This window comes from Neoluteolibacter marinus (assembly GCF_014904755.1).
Classification (GTDB): Bacteria; Verrucomicrobiota; Verrucomicrobiia; order Verrucomicrobiales; family Akkermansiaceae; genus Haloferula; species Haloferula marina.
Genome location: NZ_JACZFQ010000020.1, coordinates 162593 through 174706 on the forward strand (window position 1 = coordinate 162593; position 12114 = coordinate 174706).

General features: G+C 61.5%; 15 protein-coding genes and 1 tRNA gene. 12 read left to right on the forward strand and 4 right to left on the reverse strand.

Annotation, left to right across the window (positions count from 1 at the left end; translation table 11 throughout):
• The 3 genes from IG178_RS05075 to IG178_RS05085 are packed head-to-tail and all read left to right on the forward strand — an operon-like array spanning window position 1 to window position 2026.
• Window positions 1-792, forward strand: coding sequence for a hypothetical protein (locus tag IG178_RS05075; protein ID WP_193211440.1), 792 nt, complete (start codon window positions 1-3; stop codon window positions 790-792).
• Window positions 789-1577: a P-loop NTPase family protein gene (locus IG178_RS05080; RefSeq protein ID WP_193211441.1), complete on the forward strand. Its 789-nt coding sequence runs from the start codon at window positions 789-791 to the stop codon at window positions 1575-1577. Before IG178_RS05075 ends, IG178_RS05080 begins: the two co-directional genes overlap by 4 nt.
• Window positions 1574-2026 (forward strand): hypothetical protein, encoded by a 453-nt coding sequence (locus tag IG178_RS05085; protein WP_193211442.1) that lies wholly within the window; start codon window positions 1574-1576, stop codon window positions 2024-2026. The genes IG178_RS05080 and IG178_RS05085 overlap by 4 nt, the downstream gene beginning before the upstream one ends.
• A gap of 49 nt (window positions 2027-2075) precedes the next feature.
• Here IG178_RS05085 and IG178_RS05090 read toward each other — a convergent pair whose 3' ends face one another.
• The gene (locus IG178_RS05090) at window positions 2076-2927 is read right to left on the reverse strand and encodes an FRG domain-containing protein (RefSeq protein WP_193211443.1); all 852 of its coding nucleotides are present in this window, start codon (window positions 2925-2927) and stop codon (window positions 2076-2078) included.
• A 15-nt stretch (window positions 2928-2942) separates the two neighbouring features.
• Window positions 2943-3073: transfer RNA gene (locus IG178_RS05095), tRNA-OTHER, on the reverse strand.
• A 336-nt stretch (window positions 3074-3409) separates the two neighbouring features.
• On the opposite strand from IG178_RS05095, the gene IG178_RS05100 reads away from it, so the two are divergent.
• Window positions 3410-4858 carry a ParB N-terminal domain-containing protein gene (locus IG178_RS05100; RefSeq protein WP_193211444.1) on the forward strand — a complete coding sequence of 483 codons (1449 nt, stop codon included), beginning with the start codon at window positions 3410-3412 and terminating at the stop codon, window positions 4856-4858.
• Complete coding sequence (locus IG178_RS05105; protein WP_193211445.1) at window positions 4855-5271, forward strand: hypothetical protein; 417 nt, start codon at window positions 4855-4857, stop codon at window positions 5269-5271. Before IG178_RS05100 ends, IG178_RS05105 begins: the two co-directional genes overlap by 4 nt.
• A 43-nt stretch (window positions 5272-5314) precedes the next feature.
• Here IG178_RS05105 and IG178_RS05110 read toward each other — a convergent pair whose 3' ends face one another.
• Window positions 5315-5986: a hypothetical protein gene (locus IG178_RS05110; protein WP_193211446.1), complete on the reverse strand. Its 672-nt coding sequence runs from the start codon at window positions 5984-5986 to the stop codon at window positions 5315-5317.
• 50 nt (window positions 5987-6036) lie between these two features.
• Complete coding sequence (locus IG178_RS05115) at window positions 6037-6660, reverse strand: hypothetical protein (RefSeq protein ID WP_193211447.1); 624 nt, start codon at window positions 6658-6660, stop codon at window positions 6037-6039.
• A 343-nt stretch (window positions 6661-7003) separates the two neighbouring features.
• Between IG178_RS05115 and IG178_RS05120 the strand changes: the two genes are divergently transcribed.
• The 7 genes from IG178_RS05120 to IG178_RS05150 all read left to right on the forward strand — a co-directional run bounded on the left by IG178_RS05120 (window position 7004) and on the right by IG178_RS05150 (window position 12006).
• Entirely contained in the window at window positions 7004-7528 is a 525-nt protein-coding gene (locus IG178_RS05120; protein WP_343225927.1) for a helix-turn-helix domain-containing protein, read from the forward strand.
• 30 nt (window positions 7529-7558) lie between these two features.
• Window positions 7559-8938: a hypothetical protein gene (locus tag IG178_RS05125; protein WP_193211448.1), complete on the forward strand. Its 1380-nt coding sequence runs from the start codon at window positions 7559-7561 to the stop codon at window positions 8936-8938.
• 151 nt (window positions 8939-9089) lie between these two features.
• Entirely contained in the window at window positions 9090-9512 is a 423-nt protein-coding gene (locus IG178_RS05130) for a hypothetical protein (RefSeq protein WP_193211449.1), read from the forward strand.
• Window positions 9513-9534: 22 nt separating this feature from the next.
• Complete coding sequence (locus IG178_RS05135) at window positions 9535-10122, forward strand: N-acetylmuramoyl-L-alanine amidase (protein ID WP_193211450.1); 588 nt, start codon at window positions 9535-9537, stop codon at window positions 10120-10122.
• Window positions 10119-10328 carry a hypothetical protein gene (locus IG178_RS05140; protein WP_193211451.1) on the forward strand — a complete coding sequence of 70 codons (210 nt, stop codon included), beginning with the start codon at window positions 10119-10121 and terminating at the stop codon, window positions 10326-10328. Before IG178_RS05135 ends, IG178_RS05140 begins: the two co-directional genes overlap by 4 nt.
• A gap of 780 nt (window positions 10329-11108) precedes the next feature.
• Complete coding sequence (locus tag IG178_RS05145) at window positions 11109-11453, forward strand: hypothetical protein (protein WP_193211452.1); 345 nt, start codon at window positions 11109-11111, stop codon at window positions 11451-11453.
• Window positions 11454-11550: 97 nt separating this feature from the next.
• The gene (locus IG178_RS05150) at window positions 11551-12006 is read left to right on the forward strand and encodes a hypothetical protein (protein WP_193211453.1); all 456 of its coding nucleotides are present in this window, start codon (window positions 11551-11553) and stop codon (window positions 12004-12006) included.
• The last annotated feature ends 108 nt before the right edge of the window (window positions 12007-12114 follow it).

A 12114-nucleotide genomic window follows, 5' to 3' on the forward strand; every position in this document is an offset into this window, starting at 1 on the left:
ATGGCCGAACTCCCGTACATGCAGTTCTTCCCGGCCGACTGGCTGAAGGACACCCGAATGCTGACCGCGTCCGCAAAGGGCGTCTGGATCGATACTCTTGCCGCCCTCTGGAATGCACCCGAACGGGGCTTCCTTAAACGCACCGAACGGGCATGGGGCAGGTTGTGGGGTGTGGAGCCCGAACGGGTTCCGCATCTCCTGGAGGAACTCGAGGACGTCGCGGAAGTGAAGCAGGATGCCGACGGGGTCTTGATCGCCTCGCGGCGGATGGTCCGGGACGAGATCGAGCGGGAGCGCTCGCGGAACTCGAAGCGGGCGGAGGACAAGCGGGAGTGGACATACCGGGAGACGATTTCCCGGGTCCTTCCCGAAATGCTCCCGGCGGATTCCCGGAAGCCTCCCGCGGGATTCCCGGAACCTTCCCGGCCCATTCCCGGGGAGAGTCCAGAGACCAGAGACCAGAGGAGTAAGCTACCCAGCAACGCGCGGGAAAACACCGCCTCTTCGCCATCGGTGATCCCGACGGTCGACGAGGTGAAGCGCTACGCTGCCTCGGCCCCGGTGCCGATCTCGGAGGCCTGCGCAGTGGCATTCCACGACACGCAGCAGGCCGAGGGCTGGATCACCCGGAACGGGCATCCGATCGCGGACTGGAGGGCGGCACTGCGGCGCTACGCCAGCCGCTGGAACGAGTATGAGAAATCGAAAGGAGCTCCCCCGGTGGGAGCAGGGAGGCCGCGCCCGGCGCCGGTCTCGGGCTACGGGGAATCCACGGACATCAGCGAACTATGAGCATCACGACAACCGGAGATTGGGAGGGCCTCGCCAGAGCGGCGAGGGAACAGGAGACGGTGCGACGCCAGCCCGCCGGTGCGGCAGCCACCGTGCTGGGCGACTTCACCGAGCGCCTGGAGGCGATGATTGCCGCCACGCCGGAGGAGGAAGTCGCAGCGCCGATTTCGGAACGACCGCGGCGCAGCTGGTACGCCATCCACGCCGCACACGGTTGGCCGGACCGCTACACCGGGGATCTCGACGATCCCCATGGCGGCGAGTGGCGCGCGGCCTATGCCGTGCTCTCGCCGGTCATCGAGCGCGGCGGCATCGGCCTGCTCCATGGCAAGCGGGGTGCGGGCAAGACACGGATGGCGGCGGAGATCGCGCGGAGCGGGCGCTTCCCGCGTGACCGCACGGCCGGGGTAAAGCTGACCGGCGGGCCGATCGAGAAGACCCGCACCGCGGTCTATCGCACGGCGATGAGCTTCTTCCTCGACGTCCGCGCGACCTACAAGAAGGACAGCCCGGTCAGTGAGCGGGACGTGATCGAGGACCTGAAGCGGCCCGGTCTGTTGGTGATCGACGAGTTGCAGGAGCGCGGCGAGACGGCCTTCGAGAACCGGCTGCTGACGCACCTGATCGACGCCCGCTATGGCGCCATGCGACCGACGATCATCATTGCGAACCTGACGGCGAAGGAACTCGGCGAGACGCTGGGTCCTTCCATTGTCGACCGCGTGTTCGAGGACGGGAAGCGGATCGATTTCACCTGGGAAAGCTACCGGAGGGCAGGGCGATGAAGTCGGAGAACGGAGAGTTTTTGGATAGTCTCGAGGATGAAGTTTCCTTCGCGGAATCGCTTCGAAATCTGAAGGTTAGGAAGAAGATGACGATTGCGGAAGTAGCGGCGGCAGTTCTCCGCTCTCCGTTGACAGTCCAGAAGTGGCTCTACGATATCCATGTGCCAGACGCAAAGACGCAGGCCGCTGCGCTCGAAGCCTTGGCTGAGTCCGGCCCCTCCGAGCGCTGCCAGAAAGAGCTGAAGAGGCTGTATGGCCTGACCTGGGACAAGAGCAAGCGGCGCTGGAAGCTCCGTGTGACCCTCGACATGGGAAAGAAGCTGGTGGGCAAGAGGATCACCGTGGCGTTGAAGACGGCCGATGAGGCAGTGGCGATCCAGAAGCGCGACGGCATCCTCGAGGGCTACCGGAAGATCGGGCTGACGGTACGGGGGAAGATTGCCGAATGAGAAATCCTGCGGTGTGTGGGGCGAGGGCTCGATCGCTTGCGTACGATATTTAGGCGGTAGGATTCGCTCTTTTGTTCGGTAACGGCTTATGACGGCTCTTTACGTGGGATCCAAGCCGGTCAAGATCACGATAGATATAATGCTCGGATATATTGTGAAGTTGGATAAGTTGCCAGATTTCCTTCGCGACGCGATGGTCTCTGATGGAGATCTGTCGCAGTGAATCTCTTGAAGATTTCTGATGATTTAATGCGTCCATCGACAGTCCGTGGACAGTGAAGCAGCCCTGCTGCGCAACGATTCGAAGATTGTTGCGAGGCGGATAAATGGGAAGCGGGCTATTGAAATGCCAGTTCTTGTTGATGACGACGTTCTCCAGGTAGTCAAGGTTTTTACTGAGTGTTACATTCCAGATTTTCCTGGAATCCTTGAAGTAGGTTTCTGGGAGCGTGGATGTGTCGCTTCTTGCCGAGTGAGAACTGAGCTTGTAGGGGTTTAGGAAGAATATCGTGGGGTCGTGGTTTCCTATGAGTCTTTCTTTGATTGGGTCGAATGTCTTTTCTAAGGCGAAGAAGCAGGCGACAAGAAAGCTCTCCGACCAATCCAAAAGGCGGGTTGGAACGCCATAGTGCTGCATTGATGCAAGGGTGTCCCAGCTATTTCGAGCACCGCCATTTAGTCCGTCCGATTGATTCGAGTAATCGCAGTAGAGAGACTCCTCAATTGGGTGAATAGCGAGTTTTGTTGAGTCGACATCTGTGTTCTCTCTGTAAAACCTAGCTAGGGAACAGTCGAGATCCCACGGGTTGGACTGACCTCTATACCAGCAACTTTTGATCGAAGCTCCAATCTGCTGCTTTAGCGTGTCGGCTTCGGTGAGGAATGTTTTCAGGTTGTGCATCTGAGTCTGGCGGATTGGTGGCTTATCTTGGGATTGAACCAAGGACATACCTCGCGTGTTTTTTAATGACTCCCCCTGAGGCCTTCAGAGGCGAATCAACTGGTGCACCAGATGTTGCGAGAGCTCTACCGCTGAGCTAATAAGCCGAAAGCTCCTACCTCGAAGTGATTCTGGTATCCGATCGTTTCTATAGTCGGAGTCCAACATGGCTTCGATTGAATTGACCAGAAGCTGTCGTGTAAGTCCAGGCCTGTCAATGAGATCAATTCGAGCTCGATGTGCTTGAGCGGGGGCAAACAGGAGGCCCGTTGGGTGCGCTCGGATTGAATGTTATACAAGTTTCCGCTTGGATTCCTAGCTTCGCGATTCGAGGGATCGAGTCACCGATAACGAGTCCTTGAGCAGGCCCTAGTAGCGGAGCCTTCGGCCCGGGACCACGACCGGCAGTGGTTCGAATTGGTCTCGGTTGGAAGAGTGTTCGCGTGAACATCTCAAGCGAGCAATATGAGATTCCCGTGCGGTGTGCTTTCAAGGAGCTGCGGGATCCAGCGACCCTCACGGATCACCCGCGGAATCCGAATCGGCACGGGCAGAGGCAGATCGAGCTGCTGGCGAAGGTGATCCGGCATCAGGGGTGGCGGAATCCGATTGTGGTCTCGGCGCGGAGCGGGTTCGTGATCGCCGGGCACGGGCGATTGGCGGCCGCGCGGTTGCTGGGGGTGGATGAGGTGCCCGTCGATGTGCAGGACTTCGAAACAGAGGCCGACGAGTGGGCGCACCTGGTAGCGGACAACCGAATCGCCGAGCTGGCGGAGATGGACGACGAGGGGCTGGGCGAGATCTTGCGCGACCTGGGGGAGGTGGAGGACTTCGAGCTGGAGTGGTCGGGCTTCGATGACGAGGCGCTGAAGGATCTGCTGGGTGGCAAGGATGAGGTGCCGGCGGGATCGACTTCGCCGTGCCGGGGGCTGGTGGCGGAATTCGGTGCGGCGCCGTTCTCGGTCTTCGATGCGCGGTCGGGGCCCTGGCAGGACCGGAAGCGGGCTTGGATCGAGTCCGGGATCGCGAGCGAGGAAGGGCGGGATGGGGATCTGACCTTCGCGACCTCATCGCAACCGCAGGCGACCTACGAGAAGAAGGCGGAGATCGAGGCGAAAGATGGTCGGCCGCTGAGTTGGCAAGAATTCGCCGAGCGGTTCCCGGAGGCGATGCAGCAGAGCGGGACGAGCATCTTCGACCCGGTGCTGGCGGAGCTGGCGCTGCGGTGGTGGTGCCCGGCCGGCGGGCGGGTGCTGGATCCTTTCGCCGGTGGCAGCGTCCGTGGGCTGGTAGCGGCGAAGCTGGGGCTGCACTACACGGGGGTCGATCTGCGGCCGGAGCAGGTGGAGGCGAACGAGCGCCAGGCGGCGGCCTTCGGTGCGGTGGAGGGATCGGCCCGCTGGATCACGGGGGACAGCCGGAACTTGCCGGAGCTGGTCGACGGGGAGGAGTGCTTCGATTTCATGCTGAGCTGCCCGCCCTACTACGACCTCGAGGTCTACAGCGACCGGCCGGAGGACCTGAGCGCGGCGGGTGACTACGCCGGCTTCCTGGAAGCCTACCGGGAGATCATCGCTCGGGCCTGCGAGCGGCTGGCGGACGATGCCTTCGCCTGCTGGGTGATCGGCGACGTGCGCGACAAGCGCGGCTGGTTCCACGGGCTGACCATGGACACGGTGCGGGCCTTCGAGGATGCCGGGATGCGCCTTTACAACGACGCGATCCTGCTGACGCCGGCGGGCTCGCTGCCGATGCGGGTGCGGGGGCAATTCGAGAAGTCGAGGAAGCTGGGGAAGACGCACCAGTATGTGCTGATCTTCGGCAAGGGTGAGCCGGCCAAGGTGGCGGCCCGGTGCTCCCTGGCGGTGCTGCCGGCGGAGGCGCAGGAATGACCACGCGGGGACGGCCGGCGCTGGAATTCGATCTCGGGGAGGTGGAGAAGCTCGGGATGCTGGGTGCCACGGCCGCGGAGATCGCGGCGTGGTTCAACTGCGGGCTGCGGACGATCGAGCGCCGGATGGGGAAGGCCGAGGGTGACTTCCGGATGGCCTACGACCGGGGCTTCGGGCGGCTGAAAATCTCGCTGCGGCGGCAGCAGATCGAGGCGGCGAAGTCCGGGAACACGGCGATGCTGATCTGGCTGGGCAAACAGCTGCTGGATCAGGCGGACAAGCGGGAGATCAAGGAGGAATCGACGGTGACCCAGAAGGAGGGTCGGGTGCGACTGACGCCGGAGGATGAGGAGTTTTTGAGGAGGAAGGGGAGGCTTGTGCCGCCGAGCGGCGGAGTGCCGGGTGATCAGTGATTAGTGGAAAGGGCGGGTCCGAGGTGTGGGGCTGGGGAGCGAATCACTCCCCGGGAGCCGATTCGCCTTGTTGGTTTGAGTGAGTCCAGAGAAAGAGGCCGGTCCAGAAACCACGCTGATGTGGATCTTCCCAACGTCGCTCAGCGAATGACACGCCATACCGCGCCAAAAAATCAGGGTCTGTGGCACCTTCCAGCAGAGTGGTGAAGTCCGTCTCCCGCGGTACATACGCGACAAGTAGGTTACAGCGGGATTTTGGGTTTCCTCTCTTTTCCGGAGGAAGCGAGTCGAGCAACTTCAGTAATTCAGGAGGTAGTCCCCCTCTCGCTCGCTTAGGGAGTTTTGATATCCATTTCTCGATCTGATTCGACCCAAGGGGACGTCCCTTCCCGTGTGCTTTGTCGACGTGATATGAATCTCCGTATTGCCGGACCTTCGTCGATGCGTGAGTCTCGATCTCGATACTCACCTCGAGAGTAGTAGGGAGCACGAACTCAAGGGAGGCTTGCTTTGCGTAGCGAGTCTTCCACCCAAGGCGTTTTGCTAAATCGAGTTCTAGGTGTTGGGCGTCGCCGAAAAGTCGTCCGCCAAGTATTCTCGCGAGCGGCTGAAATCGGGTGCCGGATTTGAGCAAATCTGGCAGGCCGTAAAGCCCATGCGGCACCTGCTCATGATCGATCTGCTGGATCTCTGCAAGTAGATCGGATTGCCACATTCTCTTCGCCGAACGTTTGAGCGCATCCGCGGCGGGATGGACGCCTGGATTCAATTTGACGGCTGGTCGCCGTCGGATGGTGCGGCTTGTTCGGGCTGGGCGGACTTCTTGGTGAACCATCCACTTCTGGAGCCGAAATTATCTCGCTGCCTCGCTTTCTGACGCTCCTCCTCAAGCTCTTTCCATATCGGATTGGTTTCGGTAACCGTATCCTTCGCGTCACGAAATGCCTGAAGGCTTGTGATATTTATCTCGCCGCCAATAACTGGAATATCGTCTCCTTTCCAAGATATTGTGCAAACAAACACCAGCTCGTAGCGGGAGAGGTCGGTTGTTGGTATATCGAATCTTATCTCGAATTCTGGATCATTGGAATTCACTCTTCCGTAATCCACTGTGACGCCCTTGAAATCTTTCGTGTTGTTCGCGCGAAGTGTAATGCGGGTCTGTGCACGGTTTGCGGGGAAGGCGTGCTTAAAGTGTGAAAGAAACGTCTTTGGATCTAGCTTGATGTGAAAGTTGGTCATTCCTGTTTTGTCGTCCTTGTAGGCCATTACATGATTGAATCCCCGCTCCTTATCGAATGTCCGCAGTGGAATAGTAGGGCATCTTCCAAAGGAAGGAATTGCGGTGAGAAGGAAGACGATGAATGAGAGCAATCGGGAATGTTCCATGATTCTGTGACCGAACAGTTTTATTCGTAGCGCCCCTAGGGGGGGATAACCGGGGGGCACTGTTCAAGAAGCTGGGTGCTGCTCCTTGATGCCACAAGGAATTTGAGGGGGAGGGTGTGTCAATTCGGCGGAGGGAAGGGGGGTGACCGGGAGCGGGATTTCCTCGCTGATATCACCGGCGAAGGAGGGGAGTTCGGGGAGCCGGTTCAAGTCGTGGAGTGCTGGGGGCATCGATCTCTGACGCGAGTGGGGACCATCCCGCCAACTCGACGCGATTTCCCGGCGGCGGCGTACTACCTACGTGGCACGCTCGAGGAAAGCGAAGCAGGGGAAGCGGAAGTCCGTGGGGCGGCCGTCGCGGTATCGTGAGGAGTTCGCCGAGCAGGCGCGGAAGCTCTGCCGGCTGGGGGCGACGGACAAGGAGCTGGCCGAGTTCTTCGGGGTGGATGTGGCGACACTGAACCGTTGGAAGCAGCGGCATGCCGAATTTTGCGAGTCCCTAAAAGACGGGAAGTGCCAGGCGGACGCGGAGGTCGCGGACCGGCTCTTCAAGCGGGCGACGGGCTACAGCCACGAGGATACGAAAATCCTGCAGAACAACGGGGCGCCGGTGATCGTGCCGACGGTGAAGCACTACCCGCCGGACACGGTGGCGTGCATCTTCTGGCTGAAGAACCGCCGTCCGGACCTGTGGCGGGACAAGGTGGGTCTCGAGCATTCCGGGCCCAACGGCGGGCCGATCCCGACGGAGGGCGACTACCGGCCGAGCGCGGAGGATGAGGAGGTGATCCGCCGCATTGCCGAGACCCGGGCGAAGATCACTGCGGAGCGGGAGGGGCCGGAGTGCCGAGTGAGAAGTGCCGAGTGAGAAGTGGGGGATGCATGGAGGGGGGAATGCATGAAGACGCAGAAGACGATCCTGAGCCCGAGCGAGTTCGCTTGGTTCCAGCTGGGCATGCGGTCGATCTACGACTGGCAGATCGAGTGCCTGGAAGCGGTGGGGATGCAGGAGCATGGCGGGCCGCCGGTGGCGGTGGCCGCGGCGAATGGATCCGGGAAGACGTCCAACCTGGTGGCACCGCTGGTGATGTGGTTCCTGTCGCGCTGGCCGCGGGGGCAGGTGATCGTGACCTCGGGCTCCTTCCGCCAGGTCGAGAAGCAGCTGTGGCCGGCCATGCGGGTGTTCCAGCGGAGGTTCCCGGGGTGGAACTTCCTGCAGACGGAGCTGAAGACGCCGGAGGGCGGGTTCGCGCTGGGCTTCTCCACCGATGACCCGGGCCGGGCGGAGGGCTGGCACCCGAAGGTCAACCGGGAGACGGACCCGGTGTTCATCATCGTGGACGAGGCGAAGACGGTGCCGGACGGGGTGTTCGAGGCCTTCGACCGCTGCACGCGGGTCTTCCAGCTGTGGGTGAGCTCGCCGGGGAAGCCGTGGGGGCAATTCTACGAGGCATTCCACGCGAACCGGGCGCACCACTGGGTGCGGAAGGTGACGTCGGCGGAGTGCCCGCACATCGACCCGGCGAAGCGGGCGCGGGATCTGGAGAAGTACGGGCCGGACCATCCGCTCTACCGGTCGATGCACGAGGCGGAGTTCACGGAGGATGCGGAGCGGCTGGTGCTGTCATCGGAGCGGCTGGCGAAGGCGATCGACGGGCAGCCGCGGCCGGACGAGGGCGGCGAGGTGGTGGCCTTCTGCGACTTCGCCGCGGGGCGGGACGAGAACGTGCTGGCGATGCGACGGGGCAACCGGGCGCGGATCGTGAAGGCGTGGGTGGAGAAGAACACGATGCAGGCGGCGCGGGAGTTCGTGCATCTCTTCAAGGAGAACGGCCTGCACCCGGGGCAGGTGTGGGGCGACGCGGACGGCCTGGGCACGGTGATGATCGACGCGATCGAGGAGCTGGGCTTCCACATCCTGCGCTTCCACGGCGGCCAGGCGGCTTCCGACCCGGACGAGTATGCGAACTTGATCGGCGAGGTGTGGCACGTCGGCGCAATGGAGATCGAGCGCGGGCGGGTGAACGTGGGTCAGCTGGACCCGGATACCTTCAAGCAGATCTCGACGCGCAAGAGCGAGTGGAGCGAGAACGGCAAGCTGCGGGTGGAGTCGAAGGACAAGATGCGCCTGGAAGGCCGGCACTCACCGGACCGCGGGGACGCGCTGCTCGGGTGCATCGCGTGCGGTGCGCGGATGAGCGGGGCGGTCAGTGCGGAGGCTGCCCGGGCGAGCGCGGGAGCGGAGAGTCCGTTCGCGACGCCGGTGGTGGGGTGGTGATGTCCGAGTGCCGAGTGATCAGTGAGCAGTGATCAGTGGCGGAGTCTTTGCGGGCATGGTGGGGTGGGGACCACTGCGGGTGGTCGATCCGGATATGTGGGAGTAGCAGGGTGGAGGGGTGAAGACTCGAATCCTATCCTTCCTTGCGGCCGTGGCCGCTTTCCTTACCCTGCTCGGCGGTCTCGACCTGTCGGGGATCATTGACGTGCTGCCGGCAAAGGTGGCCACCGGACTGGCGACGGCGCTGCAGCTGTTGGCGGGCCTCGTCCACCTGGTCAAAGCGGTCGGCGATTTCGTCGACGACGGCCAGATCAACGGCTCGTTCAAGGCGCTGGGCTGGCTACTGGTGCTGGGCTTCGCGGTGATGTCGATGTCCTGCGCCGGGATGACCTCGGCGATCACCGGGCAGCCGATCCACTCGACGGTGGTGCAGCGGGAGGGCGGCAAGCCCTTCAACCTGGCAACCCAGGACGTCCTGCGGGCGGAGAGCTCGCCGCCGGAGACGGTCTTCGGGCTCTACGATGCCGGTCTTGTCGCGCGGAGGGCCACGGAGGTTCTGAAGACGGGAAAGTGATCCTGCTGCACGCCCTGAACCGGTGAACCGACTTCCCTCCGGAGCCGACATGAGCACCACCTTCATCCTCGATCCCGGCCACGGGATGTCCAACCGCCGCCGCGGGGTCTTTGATCCCGGGGCAGTCGCAGCAGGCGTCCGCGAGGCGGACATCGCCATGGAGTGGACGAACGAGCTGCGCTCGATCCTCCGCGCCGCCGGGCATCGTGTGGTGCGGACGCGGATCGATCACCACGACCCGGCTCCGGTGGGGAAGCGGGCGGGCATTGCCCGGCAGTATCGGGGTGACGTCATGGTCTCCTTCCACTGCAACGCCGCCGACGGCCGCGCGAACGGGACGGAGACCTTCTACCGCGGCGCGGAGAACCGGGCGATGGCGAGCGCCCTCAACGAAGCGGTGGTCGAGGCGCTCGGCACCCGCTCCCGCGGCGCGAGGACCGAACGCGAAAGCCAGCACGCACGGCTGGCGATCATGGCGTTCCAGCCGTGCTTCCTGATCGAGCTGGGGTTCATCGACCACGACGGGGACCGGGCGAAGCTGCTCGATGCTGACCTCCGGCGCCGCGCCTGCGAGGCGATCGCAAGGGAGCTCCTTTCTAGCACGGCATGAACGAGCTCGTCTCCATCCCCATCGGTTGGATCCTGTCCTGCATCGGCGGGCTCGGCGCCATCATCGCCACCCTGGCGGGGATCATCTACTCGTCCCTGAACGCCCGGCTGGCGGCGCAGGACCGGATCATCGAGCGGCTGCAAGGGGACATCGACCGCATGTCGAAGGGCTGCGGGGTGAAGGAGTGCCTGTGGCGGGAGCGGTGAGGGGGGCTGCCGGGAGGTTCCGCCACGCCATTTCCAGTCGTTCCATTCCTGAAGCTCTCCTGATCTTTTGGAACTCGAAAGCAGGCATAACAGCTTCTCTCACCTTAGCGGATGATCCTCAGAGTCTTACAAGTTTTCACCGTCAAGACAGGTGAAAGGAGCCTCGGATCTCGTTGACAGCCACTCTCTTGCGACCCAGCCTCCCGGTAAAACAGCCGTTGGCATATCGGATCTCGCCGATATGCTCACCGGGTTAATAAATACTGTTGGGCAGAGACAATGAAGCTGCTGCAGATCCTCCTTTTGTGTGTCGGCCTCGCGACGCTCACGTGGCCGCATGTACAATGGCGGCTGCTGGCTCGGGATTACGACGCCAAGGAAGCCCTGTGGAAGGGTGTGGCATACTGGGCGACCACCGGTAGTAGGTGCCTCATAGTAGGCGGCTGCTGTCTCCTGACGCTGACACTTTTAAGCAGTGGGTGGATCCCCTCCTCGCCTTCGGTCGTGGCGATTCCGTTCTGGTGCGTTGTGCTGGGACTCGGGGTTTCGTGCTACGCGCTTGGATGGGGTATAGTTCTCCGGCCGTGAACAGCAGCCGCTTTCGTGTGTGGTTCACGGGCAAGGCGTCCAACGAATCAAGAAGCCCAACAAGTCGCTGGTGGACGACCCCTATCAGCGGCTTTGTTGCGTTCTTGCCGCCAGCTTCGGGGCCTGATTAATTGTCCGTGGCCGCTCCGGCGAGGTTACCGGGTCGCCACAGCTTTGACGTTATCCTAAAAAATGAGCGGAGCGGCATACTTCATCACATTCCATGATGCAGATACTGGCGTTCTGCTGAATCGAGATGGTTCTTGGTGGAACGCCGAAAAAGAGGACGAAATGTTCAATCCATCATTTGCTACTCTGGACGAGGCGAGAGCCCTTAAAGACTCACTTCTGGATGAGCGCCCATATGGTGAGGTCGTAATCTACGCCAACGGCAAAGAACTGGAAACTCACCGTGATGAGAAAAAGCTAAACCAATACCTGAAAGAGCGGAAGTCATGCTATGTGTGGAGATCGCTCCCTGCTTGGGTTAGAATATTCAAGCGTAAACCTATTTGCCGAATCTACGAAGAAGGATAACAAGCCGTGGGTGGCAACGGCGGACAAGCTCGCTAGTTCGCTTCGCTCTGCATGCCCGACGCCGCCGTGCCACCGCTCTAACGTTCGGCAGAAGATCATGCATTTTCGATACTCCCTTCTTGGTCTATGGGCCGTGCTTTCGGTGACCAGCTGTGAGAACGAGAGCGGCGTCTATCTGGATCACAAGAAGCAAGAAATTAGATTGAATGGAGAGAGAATCACCGTGGAGGAGTTTACGGAATTCGCCGTTGCCACAACGAACTCCGACGTTCCTGTCACCATTCTTGGTGAGGATGGACGCGAGACAACGTCAGTAGGAGAGCTCCAGGAGGGGCTCAGGGCACTTCCTGAGGTGTTTCTCTCGTATGACGGGCCAGAATCCTATTTTGAGCCAGGAGATGCTGGGGCTGATTCAGGAGACGACTCTGATCCATTCGCCGACACAAAGATGAATGTCGAACAAGGCGGAGCTGGACAATCCGCCACCCACTCCGAGTCGAATTCGGAGGGTGGCGACAAACCTCAACCAGAATCGGAGTCGCGCCCCCGGTAGGGGATGTGTGGACTTTTACGTTGCTATGGCTTCGTGTTTGTCAACGGGCAAAGTGCTACTGTTTTCATCGTAGGTGATGAGATTCCGGCGTCCGGTTCAACGCGTCGG